This is a genomic window from Xanthomonas boreopolis (assembly GCF_046529185.1).
Classification (GTDB): domain Bacteria; phylum Pseudomonadota; class Gammaproteobacteria; order Xanthomonadales; family Xanthomonadaceae; genus Pseudomonas_S; species Pseudomonas_S boreopolis.
In genome coordinates, this window is record NZ_CP097162.1 from 1,067,503 (window position 1) to 1,084,966 (window position 17,464).

Sequence of the window (17,464 nt, forward strand, 5' to 3'; positions counted from 1 at the left end):
ACGCGCCGGTCCGCTAGCCGCGGCATCGGAGCGCACGCTCCGGCCTACCCGCTCCATCCCGACCTACCCGCGGCGGGTGGCTTCCGCCACCACGCCTGCGGCTATGGTCATCGTGCAGTCCGCCTGGCGCCGTGACGAGGGCCAGCGCCGACATGCGGTCCCTATGAGGCTTCGTTGAAGATGCAGGCAAGATCCCGTGGAGCGATGACGCGCCGCCAGCTGCTGGCCAGGATCGGCATGGCGGCCGGTGGCGCGATGATGTACCAGGCGATGAGCAGCCTGGGGATGGCGGCGGAATCGGATTTCCGCGAAGGCTTCAGGCTCGAGGGCGATGCGCGCGGCGCCTCGGTGCTGATCCTCGGTGCGGGCCTGGCCGGCATGACCGCGGCATACGAGTTGCGCAAGGCCGGCTACAGCGTGCAGGTCCTGGAATTCAACGATCGCCCCGGCGGGCGCAACTGGACGCTGCGCGGCGGCGACCGCTATACCGAACTGGGCGGGGCCAGCCAGGAGTGCCGGTTCGACGAGGGCCACTATCTCAACCCGGGGCCGTGGCGGATCCCGCACCACCACCGCGCGGTGCTGGGGTATTGCCGGCAGTTCGGCGTCGCGCTGGAAGCGTTCAACCAGGTCAACCACAACGCGCTGCTGCACAGCCAGCAGGGCTTCGGCGGCGTGCCGAAGCGCTTCCGCGAGATCGACGCCGACTACAAGGGGCACGTTTCCGAACTGCTCGCCAAGTGCACGCGGCAGCATGCCCTGGACCAGGCGGTGAGCAAGGAGGACCAGGAGCTGTTGCTGGAATCGTTGCGCGCCTGGGGCGCGCTCGACGGCAAGTTCGGCTACGTGAAGGGACGCGAGAGCAGCGAACGCCGCGGCTTCGCCAAGTATCCCGGCGGCGGGCTCTCCGGCATGCCCGAGTTCTCCGAGCCGTTCTCGGCGCAGGACGTGCTGCGCTCGCGGTTGTGGGCCACGCTGGCGGCCGGCAGCAACTACGAGATGCAGACCACGATGTTCCAGCCGGTGGGCGGCATGGACCAGATCGGCAAGGCATTCGCGCGCCAGCTGCCGGGCCTGATCCGCTACAACGCCAAGGTCACCGGCATCGACCAGGATGCGCACGGCGTCACCGTCACGTGGCAGGACACCGCCAACGGCCACGCCGAGCAGGTCGCCAAGGCCGATTGGTGCATCTGCACGATCCCGCTGTCGGTCCTCAGCCGCATCCCGGTCACCGCCAGCGAGGCGATGACCAGCGCGATCGCGGCGGTGCCCTATGCCGCCTCGGTCAAGGTGGGCCTGCAGTTCAAGCGCCGCTTCTGGGAAGAGGACGAGGCGATCTACGGCGGCATCAGCTATACCGACCTGCCGATCACCCTGATCAGCTACCCGAGCACCGGCTACCACGGCGCCGGCAAGGGCGTGCTGCTGGGCGCCTACGTGTGGGGGCTGGAAGCCTACGAGTTCACCTCCATGGCGCCGGCCGAACGCGTGCGCAAGGCGGTGGAATACGGGACGCAACTGCATCCGCAGTACCCGCGCGAATTCGACAACGGCATCGCGGTCGGCTGGCACCGGGTGCCGTTCACGCACGGCTGCTTCGGCATGTGGAGCGAGCAGGCGCGCGCCGACCACTACCGCAACCTGTGCCAGATCGATGGCCGGCTGGCGCTCGCGGGCGAGCACGCGTCCTACATCCCGGCCTGGCAGGAGGGGGCGATCCTGTCCGCCCACGACGTGATCCGGCGCCTGCATGGGCGCGTACTGTCCGAAGGAGGCCGCGCATGAAACCGCTGCAGGTATCGACGATCGCCGTGGTACTCGCCGCGATCGCCTGGCTGATGGCGCCGCCGCTCGGGCCGCAGGCGCGCGCGCAGAGTTCCGATGCCACGCCGCTGTATCCGCAGGCCGGTTTCGGCGCCGTCGACGGGCGCACCGTCTACCAGGCGATCTGCCAGGGCTGCCACATGCCGGAGGGCCAGGGCGCGCGCGGTGCCGGCGAGTATCCTGCCCTGGCCGGCAATCCCAAGCTCGCCGCCGCGCCTTACGTGGCGATGATGGTGATCGACGGCCATGCCGGCATGCCGGGCTTCGGCGAGATCCTCAACGACCGGCAGGTGGCCGAGGTGGTCGGCTACGTGCGCAGCCAGTTCGGCAACCAGTATGCCGACACGCTCAGCATCGAGGACGTGCGCAGCCTGCGCCACTGAACCGAACCTCCCTTTTCGTTTCCACGCCACAAGGAGCCAGCATGTTCCCGTCCAAGTCCTCCATCGCCGGCCTGTTGCTGCTGTTGCCGCTGGCCGCCAGCGCCGCCGACGTGGTGCGCCACAAGATCCCGGGCAGCGATTTCCCGATCGCGGCGGCGGTCGAGATACCGGCCGGCAAGACCACGGTCTACGTCAGCGGCAAGGTGCCGGCGGCGATCGACCCGAGCGCGCCCAAGGACTCGCAGGCGGCCTGGGGCGATACCAAAGCGCAGACCATCAGCGTGCTGGCCCAGATCAAGCAGCAGCTCGAGTCGATGGGGCTGGGCATGGGCGACGTGGTGAAGATGCAGGCGTTCCTGGTCGGCGATCCCGCGCTCGGCGGCAAGATGGATTTCGCCGGGTTCATGGCCGGCTATACCCAGTTCTTCGGCACCAAGGAGCAGCCCAACCTGCCGGCGCGCTCGGCATTCCAGATCGCCGCGCTGGGCAATCCGCTGTGGCGCGTCGAGATCGAAGTCGTCGCGGTGCGTCCCTGACGCCCTTTTCGAGGAGGATCGCATGAAGCCTTCGCTCTCCCGCCGCGCGTTCCTGCGCGATTCGGCCATGTTCGCCGGCAGCGCCGGCACGCTCGCCGGCGCGCTCGCCGGCGCGCCCTGGCTGGCCCAGGCCGCGCCGCTGGCCGGCCGGGCCACCGCCGATGCGCCGGTGATGATCAACGCCAACGAATATCCGGACGGTCCCTCCGCCGCCGCGCTGAAGGCGATCGCCGAGATCGCGCCGCAGGGCGGGCGCTACCAGTGGGCACTGCAGATGGAGTTCCTGCAGACGATCGCGCAGCAGCTCGGTGTCGGGATGGATCACCTGATGGCCTATGCCGGCTCCACGGAACCGCTCGATTACACGATCCTGGCGTTCACCTCGCCGCAGGCCGCGCTGGTCACGGCCGATCCCACCTACGAAGCCGGCTGGCGCGCCGCCGCGCGCAACGGCGCACAGGTGATCAAGCTGCCGTTGCGGCAGGACGATTCGCACGACGTGCAGGCGATGTGCGCGGCCGATCCGAAGGCAGGCGTGATCTATATCTGCAACCCGAACAACCCCACCGGCTCGGTCACCGCGCGCGCCGACCTGGAATACGCGCTGGCGCACAAGCCCAAGGGCAGCGTGCTGGTGGTCGACGAGGCCTACATCCATTTCTACGACGGCGCGGCCAGCGCGGTGGACATGGTCGCTGCGGGCGAGGACGTGGTCGTGCTGCGCACCTTCTCCAAGCTGTACGGCATGGCCGGCATCCGCCTGGGTTATGCGGTGGCGCGCCCGGACCTGTTGCAGAAGCTGAAGTTCTATTCGGTCAACAGCCTGCCGGTAACCGCCGTGGCGGCGGGCCTGGCCAGCCTGCGCGACCCGCAGCTGGTGCCGCGGCGCCGCGCGGCCACCGCCGCGATCCGTACCGACACGATCGCCTTCCTCGAAGGCCAGGGTTATCGCTGCACGCGCGCGCAGAGCAACTGCTTCATGGTCGACGTCAAGCGGCCGGCCAAGGGCTTCATGGACGACATGGCCACCCATGGCGTGTTTGTCGGGCGCAGTTGGGAGGTATGGCCGAACGCGTCGCGCATCACCGTCGGCACCGCCGCGGAAATGGCGCGCTTCAAGCAGGCCTTTGTCGAAGTGGCGGCGGGCAGGCGCGGGCCGTTGCCGGTGCCCTCGCCGGGCATGGCGTTGTACGATCCGATGAACAGGTTCTTCCGCTGCGCATGAGCCGCGACCGGTCGTCGCAGGCACGCCCATCGATCGTTCGCCTAGAATCGCTTTCCAACCGCCGCCCCGAAGGAGCGTCTCTTGAAGCTGTTGCAGAAGTTCGCGTTGCTGTCGCTGTGTTTGGTCGCACCCGCTGCCTGGGCCAAGACCTGCGCGGTCACCATCGTCGGCAACGACCAGATGAAGTTCGACCAGAGCGCCATCAAGCTCGCGCCGGACTGCACCGAGGTCAGCCTGACCCTCAAGCACAGCGGCAAGATGGCCGCCACGGTGATGGGCCACAACTGGGTGCTGACCCGTACCGCGGATTTCCAGGCGGTCGCCAATGCCGGGCTGCGCGCCAAGATCGAGGACAGCTACCTGCCCAAGGACGACAAGCGCGTGATCGCCCACACCAAGGTGATCGGCGGCGGCGAGAGCACCACGATCAAGTTCCCGACCAGCAAGCTGGAAAAGGGCGGTGCCTACACCTTCTTCTGTTCGTTCCCGGGACACTGGGCGATGATGAAGGGTACGCTGAGTTTCGGTTGATGCGGTGAGTTCGACTCGAGAGCCCCTCTCCCTGCGGGAGAGGGGTTGGGGTGAGGGTACGGGGCGAAGCCGCGCCGCACGAAATCCATGGTGGCAGCCACGATGAACGCGTCGCCACGCGCCCGGACGGCAAACGATGCGAGCCTGCGCTCTGATGGTTTGCCTTTACCGACGCGTGGCGACGCGTTTTTCGATACGACGACAGTGGGTTCCCTGCGGCGCGGTTCCGCCCATACCCTCATCCGCCCTTCGGGGCACCTTCTCCCGAGAGGGAGAAGGGAGTGTCCCTGGTGACCGTTAGGCGTCCGACAACGGCAAAGGTCCGTTGTCCTGACCTCTCAAAACCCCCCGCTGCAGGGCATTCGCCAGTGCCGCCTCGCGGGTGCGCGCATCCAGCTTCCGGTAGAGGTTCTTCAGGTGGAACTTCACCGTGTTCTCGGACAGGTGCAGGTTCCGCCCGATCTGCTTGTTGGAATGGCCGCCGGCCAGTTGCGCCAGCACTTCCAGCTCGCGTTCGCTGAAATCCTCGCTGAGGGCGTCCTCCTCGCCGCTGAGCCGGTCCAGCAGCGCCTGGATGGTGAGCGCGCGCGTGGTGCCGGCGACGATCTCCGGATCGTGCTGGCGCAGCGAACGCAGCATCGCCTTGGCCGGCAGGCCCAGCTCGGCCACCACCTGCCAGCTGTGGGTCAGCGCGACGTGGTCCAGCACGCTGTGCAGGTGGGGCAGGGCGTCGTCCAGCTCGCCGCGCTGCTGCAGGACCAGCGCCATGCGGATGTGGGCGCGCATGCGGTGGTGCTGATTGCCCTCGGCGGTGCAGGCCTCTTCCAGTTGGCGCAGGATCGCCAGCGCCGCGCTGGTGCGCCCGGCCAGGCCGTGCCAGCGCGCCAGCGCGAAGCCCAGCGCCGCGCGCTGGCGCCAGTGGTGCGCGTGCCGCAGCGCGTGGGCCAGGCCGGCCTCGCCGCCGGCGCGTGCGATCAGCAGGTCGGCGCCCGCGTGCGCGGGCAGGTCCAGCACCACCTGCAGGCGCCAGGCCACCGCCAGTTCCGAGAGCCGGGCCAGGTGGCGCGCCTGCGCGATCGCGTCGATGTGGTCCAGCAGCGCCAGCGCGCCGCGACCGCTGCGGTCGCGTGTCTTCGCCAGGCCCAGCGCGGTTTCGTAGCCGCTGGCGAACAGGTCCAGCCATCCGTCGTGCTGCTCCAGGAACGACAGCGAGGATTCCAGCAGGTCGGCCGCCTGGTCGTGGCGCCCGCGCTCGTACTGCAGTTGCGCCAGCAGGCAACTGGCGGCGGCCTGCAAGGTGCGGTCGGTGTGCTCGTGGCGCTGCGCCAGCTGCATCGCCTGCTGGTAGGCGGCTTCGGCCTCGTCCAGCGCGCCGCGGTAGTAGCGGCTCTGGCCGAGGTGCAGCAGCGCGTAGTTGACGCCGATCTCGCTGCCGCAGCGCCGCATGTCCTCGCACGCCGCCAGCGCGTGGCGCTCGGCCGCCGCGAAGTCGGCCTGGCCCAGCGCGGTGGTGGCGCAGATGCAGGCCAGCGTGCCGCGGCCGAGGTGGTCGTCCTCGTCGAGCGCGGCGGCCTGCGCGGCGATCTGCACGCGCCCGTGCGGGTTGCCGCAGATCTCGTCGAACAGGTCGCGCAGCAAGGCCACCACCACGGTGTAGTCGCGCTGGAACGGTTCGCGCATCGCCGCCGGGAAATCGCGGAAGCGCTCCAGCAGCAGGCGCGCGTGCGCGAACTCGCCCAGCTTCATGTGCAGGTAGGCCTGGGTGAGGTTGAGCGCGGGCGTGTCGCGGATCGTGCGGTGGTCGAAGTGCCGCAGCAGCGTGCGCACCTGCGCCGGGCCGTGCCGCAGCAGCAATTGCCAGGTGCCTGCGCGCGCGATGTAGCCGGCGGCCAGGTCGCCGGCGCCGCCGCGCGCGGCATGCCGCACGGCCTCGGCCAGGTGGCCGTGCTCGCCGAGCCAGCGCGCCGCGCGCTGGTGCACCTGTTGCAGCTCGCCGGGGCGCTCGCGTTCGAGCTGCTGCTGGAGATAGTCGGCGAACAGCGGGTGATAGCGGAACCAGGCGTGCTCGTCGTCGAGCGGCACCAGCAGGCCGTGGAAGCGTTCCAGCCGGGTCAGCAGCAGGCCGCTGTCGGTGCTGCCGCGCACGTGGTCGGCGAGCGCGCCGTCGAAGCGTTCCAGGGGCGCGGTACGCAGCAGGAAGTCGCGCGTGGCGGCGTCCAGGTCGTTGACCACCTGCTCGGCCAGGTAGGCGGCGATTTCCGCCGAGCGCCCGCTGAAGCGCGCCATCTGCGCCGGGCGCTGGGCGGCATCGCGCGCCAGCCACAACCGCGCCAGGTGCAGCGCCACCGGCCAGCCCTCGGTGCTGCGGCGCAGTTCCAGCGCGACATCCTCCGGAACCTCCGCACCGAGCAGGGCGAGCGTCTCGGCGGCGTCCAGCGCCAACTGGCCGCTGCCCAGCCGCGCCAAGCGCCCTTGCGATCCCAGCCGCGCCAACGGCAGCGCCGGCGCGCGCCGCGTCGCCACCACCAGGTGCAGGCGCGGGCCGGCGTGTTCCACCAGCCGCAGCACCACGTCGTCGACCAGGGTGCAGCTGGCGCGTTCGTAGTCGTCGAGCAAGACGGTGAGTTCGTGCGGCGCGCCGTGGATGGCACGGATCAGCAGGTTGACCGCCGCGCCGCAGGTCTGCGCATCGCAGGGCTGCTGCAGCAACTGCGCGCATGCCGACGGCTCCGCGCCCGCGCTCTGCAGCGCCAGCGCCAGATGGCCCAGGAAGCGCTCCACCTCGGTGTCGTCGTCGTCCAGCGACAGCCAGGCCACCCCGGCGCCCCGTTCCTGCAAATGGCGGTGCCATTGCGCCAACAGCGTGGTCTTGCCGAAGCCGGGCGGCGCCAACAACAGCGTCAGCGGCAGCGCTTGCGCCTGCTCGAGCTCGCGCAGCAGCGCATGGCGGGCGATCGCGCTGGCCTGGACCTGCGGCGGATCGAGCTTGTAAGGAAGGACCCAGTCGGGCAGCCCGGGCTGGTCGCGCGCGGGCTGTGGACGCGGATTGAGCAACGCAACGGGCTTGAGCATGGGCGAGGGGCATGCCAGGCGGTCGACCCACTGCGCACCGGCCAGCACGCTCGGGGACGGGAATGACCAAGCGCGGAACGCGCGTGCCGCCCGGGGCGGCATCGGTTCGTGCGCATTGTGTCGAGGGTCCCCACCCATGCCCTTCCATGGACACCGGGCGTCAACTTATGACAGCGAAAAGACAAAAGCAAAGGCCGCCTGCGATCACGCCGCGTCGCCGGCGCTCCAGCGACACCGGCTCGATAGCTGCCATCAATCAGGGAGCGGCTTTGCGGAAGCGGCTTCCGTCAGCCGGCGGTGGCGCGGAACGCCTCGCGCGCCGCGGCCACGGTCGCCTCGATCGTCGCCGCGTCGTGCGCGCTCGACACGAAGCCCGCCTCGTACGCCGAGGGCGCCAGGAACACGCCGCGCTCCAGCATCGCGTGGAAGAAGCGGTTGAAGGCCGGGATGTCGCACGCGGTGGCCTGGGCATAGGTCTCCACCTTCTGGTCGGTGAAGAACACACCGAACATCGCCCCCACGCGGTTGGTGGTGACGGCGACCCCGGCCTCGCGCGCGGCGGCCTCCAGCCCGTCGCACAGGGTGGCCGTGGCCGCGGCGAGCCGGTCGTGGAAACCCGGCGCCTGGATCAGTTCCAGCATCGCCAGGCCCGCTGCCATCGCCACCGGGTTGCCGCTGAGCGTGCCGGCCTGGTAGATCGGCCCGCTCGGCGCGATCTGCGCCATCAGCTCGCGCCGGCCGCCATAGGCGCCGACCGGCATGCCGCCGCCGATGATCTTGCCGAAGGTGGTCAGGTCCGGCGCGATCCCGTAAAGCGCCTGCGCGCCGCCCAGGGCGACCCGGAAGCCGGTCATCACCTCGTCGAAGATCAGCAGCGCGCCGTGCTGCGTGCACAGCTCGCGCAGGTGCTGCAGGTAGCCGGGCCGTGGCGGGATGCAGTTGGCGTTGCCGACCACCGGTTCGATGATCACCGCGGCGATCTCGCCGCCGATCTCGTCGAACAGCCGCGTCGCCCCTTCGAAGTCGTTGTAGCTGAGCGTGGCGGTCAGCTCGCTCAGCCCGGCCGGCACGCCCGGCGAGGTCGGCACGCCGAGCGTGAGCATGCCGCTGCCGGCCTTGACCAGGAACGAGTCGCCGTGGCCGTGGTAGCAGCCCTCGAACTTGACGATGCGCTGGCGCCCGGTGGCGCCGCGCGCCAGGCGGATGGCCGACAGCGTCGCCTCGGTGCCGGAATTCACCATCCGCACCATCTCGCATGACGGCACCAGCCGGGTGATGGCCTGCGCCATCGCCACCTCGGCCGGGCACGGCGCGCCGAACGACATTCCGTCGCGCACCGCCTTCTCGACGGCCTCGCGTACCGCCGGATGGTTGTGCCCGACGATCATCGGGCCCCACGAGCCCACGTAGTCGATGTAGCGGTTGCCGTCCACGTCGAACAGGTAGGCGCCATCCGCGCGCTGCACGAAGAACGGCTCGCCGCCGACCGACTTGAACGCGCGCACCGGCGAGTTCACGCCGCCGGGAATCAGCGCCTGCGCCTGGGCGAAGAGATCGTGGGAACGGGCGTTGTGCATCGGCGGATCCTCGGAGGCTGCGGGGGAAGACGGGCGCCTATTGTCGCGGCTTCCTCCGGTCCGCGCCTAGGGCGTGTCATCCAATCCCGAACAGGTCGCGTTGGCTCTGGAAAGCCGTCAGTTGGTGTTGCGTGGCGCAGCGCCTGACTGGCCGTCAGGTCAAGCCGCGCGGCGCCGACTGGCGGCTTTCCAGAGCCAACCCGGAGGGCCGCCGCTGCGCGCGCCCGGAGCCGCGTCATCACTCGGGCGTGGACGGACGTCCACTTCCTCGCTCTTCCTTGCTCCGAGCACGCGTAGCGACGGCGCGACCTGCTCGGGATTGGATGACACGCCCTACCCGGCCGGTGCGGACCTACCCGCCGTGGCGATTCCGGAGCCGCGACCCGCTCGGCCACTCTCGGCGGAGCGGGGACATGAAGTCATGGCCGATGGTTATTGGGCAGATGCCATCCCCCCTGAACAAAGTGTTCCGGTGGTCCCGCGCTGGCAGGCCACCTCTGCCGTTCGTTTCGTCATCGACGATTTTCATTCCGGGGAATAGAGAAAGCATGAACAAAGTCATCCAGAGGCGCGCCCTGGCCTTGGCCTTGGCGGTCGCCATCGGCGGCGCGCACGCGCAATCCACCACCGGCAGCATCGTCGGCAGCGTGGCCGACGGCGCCGGCAAGACGGTATTGGTGGAGAACAACAGCGGCTTCAGCCGCGAAGTGCCGGTGGACGAGCGCGGCCGCTACAGCGTCGGCAACCTGCCGCTGGGCACCTACAAGGTCACCGTGAAGCGGGACGGGGCGGTGCTCGACAGCCGCGAGAACATCAGCCTCACCGTCGGCGCGAACACGGACGTGTCCTTCGCCGCGGGCGCGATGCAGACGCTGGACAGCATCAGCGTGGTCGGCTCGCGCCTGCAGGCGATCGACGTTTCCAGTGTTGATACCCGCACCGTCATCTCCGCCGAACAGCTGCAACAGCTGCCGCTCGGGCGCAGCGCCGAAGCGATCGCGCTGCTCGCGCCGGGCGTGGTCGTCAACAGCGGCGGCTTCGACAACGGCCCACTGGGCGGGTCGCTGCCCAGTTTCGGCGGCTCGGCGGCGTCGGAGAACGCGTACTACCTCAACGGCTTCAATACCACCGACCCGGCCCGCGGCCTGGGCGGCCTGACCTTGCCCTACGGCGCCATCGACCAGCAGGAAATCTTCACCGGCGGCTACGGCGCGCAGTACGGCCGCAGCAACGGCGGCGTGATCAACCAGATCGGCAAACGCGGCACCAACGAATGGAAGTTCGGCGCGGCAGTGGTCTGGGAGCCGGACGGCCTGAAGGCCAAGCAGCGCGACCTGTACTGGCGGCCGGACAGCCAGGCCTCCACGGTCAACAACACCGCCTACAACTACGCGCGCGCGGCCAACGGCTTGTACCAGCCGCAGAGCGAGGCCGAAGCCAGTTCGACCACCTATAGCGCTTATGTCGGCGGCCCGATCGTGAAGGACAGGCTGTTCTTCTTCCTGGCCGCCGAGGAGGTCAAGTCCGACGGCATCCGCGTGGCGAGCAATCGCGACGTGGGCGCCGGCATCAGCAGTTCCGGCGTAGGCACCAGCGGTGGCCTGACCGACTACGACTACACGCAGAAGCGCTGGTACGCCAAGCTGGATTGGTACATCACCGATAACCACCTGCTGGAATTCACCAGCGCCGGCGACAAGTCCGAGACGGGCGGGAAGATCTACAACTACGACTACGCGAACCGCGAGCGCACCACCTATTACGCCGACGACCAGAAGCAGGAGACCGGCCCGACGCTCAACACGGCCAAGTACACCGGCTATTTCGGCGACAACGTCACCCTGACGGCGCTGTACGGCAAGATGCGCACGCCCGACCGGGTCACGCCCTACCAGTACGATCCGGCCAATGGCGCGCGCATCATCGATGCGCCCCTGCAGAACCCCGCCTACAACGGCGGCAACGAGATCGAGGGGGCGCAGAAGGTGGTGTCGGTCAGCGCTTCCGACCGCGCGTATGAGAAGGACAACCTGCGCCTGAACCTGGAATGGCGCCTGGGCGACCATGCCGTCAGCGTCGGCATCGACAACCAGAAATCGGAAGGCATCGACATCGGCTCGATCCTGTCGGGGCCCGGCTACTCGTGGACCTATGGGCGGACCAACGACCCGTACGGCCTGCAGACGGGCGGCCTGGTCAGCCAATCGGCGAACGAGGCCGGCGGCGTAGGCGCACCGAGCCCGGGCCTGGTCGATCCCACCTACGGCTCGCAGGGCTACTACGTGGTCCGCAACGTCAACACCAGCCTGTATTCCTATGAAGCCAAGCAGAAGGCGTACTACATCGAGGACAAATGGCAGGTCACCGACAACCTGCTGCTCAGCCTGGGCCTGCGCAAGGACGAGTTCACCAACTACACGCCCTTCGGCCAGGCTTACATCAACGTCGACGACGCATGGGCGCCGCGCCTGGGCTTCAGCTGGGACGTCAACGGCGATTCCAGCCTGAAGGTCTACGGCAACATCGGCCGCTACTACCTGGGCCTGCCGTTGTCGCCGGTGGGGTTGTTCACGCCCGCCATCAACACCGATACCTATTTCACCTACAGCGGCATCAATGCCGACGGATCGCCGATCATCTCCCAGCAGTTGGGCTCGGCGGTCTCGGCCAACTCGCGCTTCGGCCGCATCGCGGACATACGCACGGCCGTGGCCAAGGACATCGAGGGCGAGAACCAGGACGAGATCATCCTCGGCTTCGCCAAGCAGTTCGAAAGCGGCTGGGTATTCGGCGTCCGCGGCACGCACCGGCGCCTGAACGCCGGCATCGACGACCAGAACTACGACGTGTCCAATACCGCGCTGATCGACGCGGCGGCGGCGCAAGGCGTGACGATCGACTGGTCCAAGGTGTCCGGCGCGGCCCTGATCAATCCCGGGCAGACCAACACCTGGGGCGTGATCGGCACCGACGGCCAGTTCCATGAAATCAAGGTGAGCCGCGAAGCCTCCGGCTTCCCGAAGTTCAAGCGCAACTACTCCGCGCTCGAGTTCAACCTGGAGCGCCCGTTCGACGGCAAGTGGTACGCCAAGCTGAACTACGTGTGGTCGCACAGCTACGGCACCACCGAGGGCCAGCTGCGTTCGGACCTGTGGCGCACCGGCGGCACGCTGGGCAGCTACCAGGGGCAGGCCTCCGTCTCCACCACCCAGAGCTGGGACCACCCGGCGCTGATGGAGCATTTCAATGGCGACCAGTCCAACGACCATCGCCACCAGATCAAGTTGTACGGCTACTACCAGCTGACCCGCGAGTGGGGCGTCTCCGGCAACCTCAGCCTGATCTCGGGCGCGCCGCGCAGCTGCCTGGGCAATTACTACGGCGACGACTACAGCGGCAGGGATCCGGCCGGCTACGGCGGCAGCGCGATTACCGGCGGTCCCTACCACTATTGCTACAACCCGCAGACCGGCGTCGGCGAGCCGTCGCCTCCCGGCTCGCACGGCAGGCTCGGCTGGATCAACCAGTTGGACGTGGGCGTGACCTACAAGCCCGGCTTCGCCGACGGCAAACTGGCGTTCAACCTCAATGTGTTCAACATCACCAACGAGCAGACCGCGACCAACATCTATCCGTTCTCGCAGCTGCCGGACGGCTCGGTGAACCCACTGTGGAACCAGCCGGTCGCCTACCAGGCGCCGCGCTACGCAAGGCTGACGGTGAGCTACGACTACTGACCAGGTCTCCGGCCCGCCGTCCGGCGGGCCGGAGCGCAGCTTTCTGTGGGAGGGGCTTCAGTCCCGAGGCTTTGCCAGGATCGGTAAAGCGTCGGGACCAAAGTCCCTCCCACTTCATTCCAGGCGTAACGCGCGTTCTTGCCTATCCGACCAAGCCGAAGCGGGCGCGATAGGCCCGCAACACCGCCAGCGGATCGTCCGCCGAGTACACGCTGCTGATCGTCGCGACCAGCTCGGCCCCCGCATCGATGGCCGGGCCGCAGTTGTCCGGCGTCAAGCCGCCGATCGCCACGCGGGGCACGCCCAGGGGCGCGGCATCGCGCAGCAACTGCGGCGTGGCCCGGCAGGTCGTCCGCTTGCTCGGGCTGGGGAAGAACGCGCCGAAGCCCACGTAGCTGGCGCCGGCCGCGACCGCGCGCTCGGCACGCTCGAGCTGGTCGTAGCAGCCGGCGCCGACGATCGCCTCCGGACCGAGCAGCGCGCGGACCTCGGCGATGTCGCCATCGTTGGCGCCCAGGTGCACCCCGGCGGCGCCGACCGCCTGCGCCAGCTTCGCGTCGTCGTTGACGATCAGCGGCACGCCGGCCGCGGCGCACAGCGCCTGCAGGGCCGAGGCCTGTTCGCGGCGCAGCGCCGCGTCGGCCTGCTTGTTGCGGTACTGCAGCCAGGCGATTCCGCCGAGCAGCGGCCGCGTGCGCGCCAGCAGGCGCTCGGTATCGGGCTCGTCGGGAGTGACGAGGTAGACGCCACGGACGGCAGGGGGGACGGTCATCGGCAAAGCTTCCTGAACGGAGGGCGGGATGGGACAATGCGAAGTCCCATCCGCACCGCGATTATCCGATGAGCAACACGCCCGAGACCACCTATCGCAGCTGGATGTGCGTCGTCTGCGGCTTCATCTACCACGAGGCCGACGGCCTGCCGGAGGAGGGCATCGCGCCAGGCACGCGCTGGGAGGACATCCCGGACACCTGGACCTGCCCGGACTGCGGCGTGACCAAGGACGATTTCGAGATGGTGGAGCTGTAGTTCCTTCTCGCTCCGGGTGGCTTGCGAGCCGTTGGCTCGCCACACGGCTGAACGCGCGGTGCGCTGCACCGGGCCGGACGCGGAGCGGAGTACCCGCTTTTCCCTTCCCCTCCGGAGAAGGTGGCGCGAAGCGCCGGATGAGAGTACGGGCGAAGCCTCGTGCATGCTCAACCTACATGAGGTTTCGCCCGTTCTCGCCCCAACGCCCGCTCTGCGCCCCGGCCCGCGCCAGCGGCGCGGGCGTTCCAAGGCGCTGCTCGCGCTGCGCTAATGCGCGTAAACCGGCTGGCTGCCCAGGTCGATCAGGTGCTCGCGCATGCCGGCCGCATCCTGTGCCTGGGGATTCAGCTGCAGGTAGCGCGAGAGGTCCTCGCGGGCACCGCTGGCATGGCCGAGCTGCAGGTAGGCCAAGCCGCGGTCGCGCAACGCTTCGGCCTGGTCGGGCATCAGCTTGAGGATGCGGTCGGCACTGCGCGCGGCCCGGTCCCATTGCGCCTCGTCGGCGTACACGCCGTGCAGGTTGCGCAGCACGCGGACCAGGATGGCGCGGTGCGGGGCCGGGTCGAGGATGCGCGCCAGGGCGCCATCGTCGGGGATCTCGCCCAGGTGCGGGCGGGCGCGTTCGCGCAGCTCGTCCACGCCGAGCGGGCGGCCGCCGTTGAACGGATCCATCACCAGCAATCCGTCGTCCACCGGCAGGCGCACCAGGAAGTGGCCCGGGAACGACACGCCGTCGAGCGGGATGCCGAGCCGGCGCGCCACCTCCATCTGCACCATCGCCAGCGAGATCGGGTTGCCGAGGCGGCGCTCGAAGACCTGGTTGAGGTAGCTGTTGCGCGGGTCGTAGTACTCGTCGTGGTTGCCCGAGTAGCCGAGCTCGTCGAACAGGTGGCGGTTGACCGCGGCCATCTTCAGCGGCCACGGGTCGATCGACTCGACCTCGTGGCGCAGGTGGTCGACGTGGTTCTGCACCAGCGCGTCGTAGCGGTCGGCGTCGAGCTCGGGATATTCGTCGCGCGCGATCAGCAGCGCGGTCGCCAGCAGCGGCAGTGAGTCGTCGTCCTGCTTCGCCAGCGTGTTCCAGACGGGCAATGTGAGTCGTTCCCCCATGCCGCAAAGACTGGAGGCAAAACGTGGCATCTTCAAGTCCGGCGGGCGCGGACGACGACGGGGCGAGCCCCGCGTGTGGGGCGTGCGGGCTCGCGCGGATCGGCAGGTCAGTGCAGCGTGGGGATGCCGGGGCCGAAGACCAGCTCCGCGCCGTCCTGCAGGTCCAGCCGCCGGGCCTGCCCGGCATTGAGTTCCAGCACGTAGCGCGCCGGCCGGTTGCTGGGATAGGCCGGGCAGGCGTTGCCGGCCGAGCACGGCGGTACGTCGCGCTGTTGCGACACCAGCCGGCGCTGCTCGTCGAAATACAGGATGTCCAGCGGGATCTTGGTGTTCTTCATCCAGTACGCCTGCGGTTCGGTGGCGTCGTGGATGAACAGCATGCCGTGGTCGGCCGCCATCTCGTCGCGGAACATCAGCCCGCGCGCGCGCGAGGCATCGTCCTGCGCCAGCTCGACCTGATAGCGCTGGCCGGACAGTTCCACCCATTTGCCGCCGGCACTGGCGCAACCGCTGGCCAGCATCATCAGGGACAGCACGCAGGCGCGAAGCAGGGCATTCATGGCGGGGTTCCGGCAGTGGGGCGCTGCGCACCTTCGGGGAAGGGGGCCGGGTTCGTCAAGCGGTTCCGGCCGGGATCCGGGTCAGCTGGTCGAACAGTTGCCGGCTTTCGCGCCGCAGTCGCTCCAGTATCGCGGGCGGCGGCTGAGTGAACAGCTGGCAGGCCAGGGCGAGGGACACGGCGTCCAGGCCCAGCGGATCCTCGGCGTGGCGGCCGAGGCTGAAGAAGCGGTCGTAGAGATCGAAGCGGCTCTCGACCAGGTGCACGATGCCGGCGCCGAGTTCGTCCTGCACGTCGCAGTCCTGCAGGTGCAGCGGCAGTGGCCATCCGCGCGGCGGACGGGCCGGATCTAACAGGACGTCGCCCGTCGGTGTCGCTCCCGGCGGGCCCGGCCGGCGCGCACGGCAGGCCAGCCAGAACCGGAACAGGCCGAGCTCGGCCATGGCCTGGCGCGGCTGCGGGTGGCGCGACAGCAGGTCGGCGTAATGCCGGCGATAGTCGAGCGAAGCGTAGACGGCGATCGACAGCGCCGGGCCGGACAGGGCCGGCGACGGGCCACGCAGGTGCTGGTGCATGGGTGTCTCCTTTCGGTGGGCGGAACGTCCTTGCGGCTATGAAACCAATAAGTTCACTATAATGGAAGTGATAGGTGAGTTCACGCTGAGCGTGCTACGTAACGTTGCGCGCCATGAGCGACGAACATCATCAGTTCTCCCGCCGCCTGGCCGAGGCGATGCGCGCCAATGGCTACGAGCCGCGCCCGGCGGTGCTGTTCCGTCTGTTCAATGCGCGCTATGCGGGGCGTTCGGTGACGTTCCAGAGCGTGTCGCGCTGGTTGCGCGGGCGCTCGATCCCCGAGCAGGACAAGCTGCAGGTGCTGGCCGACCTGTTCGGCGTGGCGCCGCACCTGCTGCGCTATGGCGGCGGGCACCGGGTGAGCGAGCCGCAGGCGCCCTGGCCGCCCCAGGCCGGGACGCGCGAGCGCGAGGTGATCAAGGCCTATCTCGCGTTGCCGTTGCGGCAGCGCGAACTGGTGGGGGAACTGGTACAGGCGCTGGCGGGCAAGAAGTCCTGAGCCTGGGCGCCGCGCGGCGCGACGGGGGCCGCCATCGGTGGACTCGCACGGGGAGCGGCCCGTGCCGCCCCCGCGGAAGGCTGGCCGCTCAGAACACCTGCGGGGGTTCGCCGCCGACGATCACCACGTCGGCACGACGGCGCGCGAACAGGCCCACGCAGACCACGCCCGGGATCTGGTTGAGCTGGGCCTCGAGCTTCACCGGGTCGGCGATGTGCAGGTTGTGCACGTCCAGCACCACGTTGCCGTTGTCGGTGACCACGCCCTGGCGCCAGACCGGCTGGCCGCCGGTGAGCGCCAGGATCTCGCGCGCGACCAGGCTGCGCGCCATCGGGATCACCTCGACCGGCAGCGGGAACGCGCCCAGCACCGGCACGCGCTTGCTCGGATCGACGATGCACACGAACTGCTTGCTGGCCTCGGCGATGATCTTCTCGCGGGTCAGCGCCGCGCCGCCGCCCTTGATCAGGCACTTGTGGGGATCGCATTCGTCGGCGCCGTCCACGTACAGCGACAGCGTGCCGGTGTGGTTGAGGTCCAGCACCTCGATGCCGTGCTGGAGCAGGCGCGCGGTGCTCTGCTCGGAGCTGGAGACGGCGCCCTTGATGCGGTGCTTGATCCGGCCCAGCGCGTCGATGAAGTAGGCCACGGTCGAACCGGTGCCGACGCCGACGATCATGCCGTCCTCGATGTAGTCGATGGCCTTTTCGGCGGCCAGCCGTTTCGCTTCGCTCATGGGGACGTGATTCGTGATTGGTGATTCGTGATTGGTGAAAAGCGATGCGTGAGCCGTGGGCTGGTGC

Annotated in this window: 15 protein-coding genes; 8 read left to right on the top strand and 7 right to left on the bottom strand. The window is 69.1% G+C overall.

The annotated features are described in order from the left end of the window. The first annotated feature begins 180 nt into the window (after positions 1–180). From M3M27_RS04755 to azu, 5 genes are all read left to right on the top strand, one after another. Complete coding sequence (locus tag M3M27_RS04755) at positions 181–1,788, top strand: flavin monoamine oxidase family protein (RefSeq protein WP_434027327.1); 1,608 nt, start codon at positions 181–183, stop codon at positions 1,786–1,788. Beyond that, positions 1,785–2,210: a c-type cytochrome gene (locus M3M27_RS04760; protein WP_140719571.1), complete on the top strand. Its 426-nt coding sequence runs from the start codon at positions 1,785–1,787 to the stop codon at positions 2,208–2,210. Before M3M27_RS04755 ends, M3M27_RS04760 begins: the two co-directional genes overlap by 4 nt. A gap of 41 nt (positions 2,211–2,251) precedes the next feature. Continuing rightward, positions 2,252–2,746: a RidA family protein gene (locus M3M27_RS04765; protein WP_140719569.1), complete on the top strand. Its 495-nt coding sequence runs from the start codon at positions 2,252–2,254 to the stop codon at positions 2,744–2,746. A gap of 22 nt (positions 2,747–2,768) precedes the next feature. Then, the gene (locus M3M27_RS04770; RefSeq protein WP_434027328.1) at positions 2,769–3,971 is read left to right on the top strand and encodes a pyridoxal phosphate-dependent aminotransferase; all 1,203 of its coding nucleotides are present in this window, start codon (positions 2,769–2,771) and stop codon (positions 3,969–3,971) included. An 81-nt stretch (positions 3,972–4,052) separates the two neighbouring features. Continuing rightward, a complete protein-coding gene (gene azu, locus M3M27_RS04775; RefSeq protein WP_140719565.1) occupies positions 4,053–4,502 on the top strand; it encodes an azurin in 450 nt (149 codons plus the stop codon). A 297-nt stretch (positions 4,503–4,799) separates the two neighbouring features. On the opposite strand, the gene M3M27_RS04780 is transcribed toward azu, so the two are convergent. Continuing rightward, complete coding sequence (locus M3M27_RS04780) at positions 4,800–7,574, bottom strand: LuxR C-terminal-related transcriptional regulator (RefSeq protein ID WP_434027329.1); 2,775 nt, start codon at positions 7,572–7,574, stop codon at positions 4,800–4,802. Positions 7,575–7,861: 287 nt separating this feature from the next. Beyond that, positions 7,862–9,151: a glutamate-1-semialdehyde 2,1-aminomutase gene (hemL, locus tag M3M27_RS04785; RefSeq protein WP_434027330.1), complete on the bottom strand. Its 1,290-nt coding sequence runs from the start codon at positions 9,149–9,151 to the stop codon at positions 7,862–7,864. 548 nt (positions 9,152–9,699) lie between these two features. Here hemL and M3M27_RS04790 point away from each other — a divergent pair. Continuing rightward, on the top strand, positions 9,700–12,888 hold the full coding sequence (locus M3M27_RS04790) for a TonB-dependent receptor domain-containing protein (protein ID WP_140719559.1): 3,189 nt from the start codon (positions 9,700–9,702) through the stop codon (positions 12,886–12,888). Between the two features lie 142 nt (positions 12,889–13,030). Here M3M27_RS04790 and thiE read toward each other — a convergent pair whose 3' ends face one another. After that, positions 13,031–13,660, bottom strand: coding sequence for a thiamine phosphate synthase (gene thiE, locus M3M27_RS04795; RefSeq protein ID WP_140719557.1), 630 nt, complete (start codon positions 13,658–13,660; stop codon positions 13,031–13,033). 68 nt (positions 13,661–13,728) lie between these two features. Here thiE and M3M27_RS04800 point away from each other — a divergent pair, with 68 nt between their 5' ends. Further along, entirely contained in the window at positions 13,729–13,917 is a 189-nt protein-coding gene (locus M3M27_RS04800) for a rubredoxin (protein WP_140719554.1), read from the top strand. Positions 13,918–14,184: 267 nt separating this feature from the next. Here the strand turns inward: M3M27_RS04800 and M3M27_RS04805 are convergent, their stop codons facing one another. The 3 genes from M3M27_RS04805 to M3M27_RS04815 all read right to left on the bottom strand — a co-directional run bounded on the left by M3M27_RS04805 (position 14,185) and on the right by M3M27_RS04815 (position 16,161). Beyond that, a complete protein-coding gene (locus M3M27_RS04805; protein ID WP_140719552.1) occupies positions 14,185–15,027 on the bottom strand; it encodes a SirB1 family protein in 843 nt (280 codons plus the stop codon). Positions 15,028–15,134: 107 nt separating this feature from the next. Continuing rightward, positions 15,135–15,587: a DUF192 domain-containing protein gene (locus M3M27_RS04810; RefSeq protein ID WP_140719550.1), complete on the bottom strand. Its 453-nt coding sequence runs from the start codon at positions 15,585–15,587 to the stop codon at positions 15,135–15,137. Positions 15,588–15,642: 55 nt separating this feature from the next. Continuing rightward, positions 15,643–16,161, bottom strand: a complete 519-nt coding sequence (locus tag M3M27_RS04815) for a hypothetical protein (RefSeq protein WP_434027331.1) — start codon at positions 16,159–16,161, stop codon at positions 15,643–15,645. A gap of 113 nt (positions 16,162–16,274) precedes the next feature. Between M3M27_RS04815 and M3M27_RS04820 the strand changes: the two genes are divergently transcribed. Then, complete coding sequence (locus M3M27_RS04820; RefSeq protein ID WP_434027332.1) at positions 16,275–16,661, top strand: helix-turn-helix domain-containing protein; 387 nt, start codon at positions 16,275–16,277, stop codon at positions 16,659–16,661. Between the two features lie 88 nt (positions 16,662–16,749). Here M3M27_RS04820 and rpiA read toward each other — a convergent pair whose 3' ends face one another. Next, a complete protein-coding gene (gene rpiA, locus M3M27_RS04825; protein WP_140719544.1) occupies positions 16,750–17,397 on the bottom strand; it encodes a ribose-5-phosphate isomerase RpiA in 648 nt (215 codons plus the stop codon). Between the last annotated feature and the right edge of the window lie 67 nt (positions 17,398–17,464).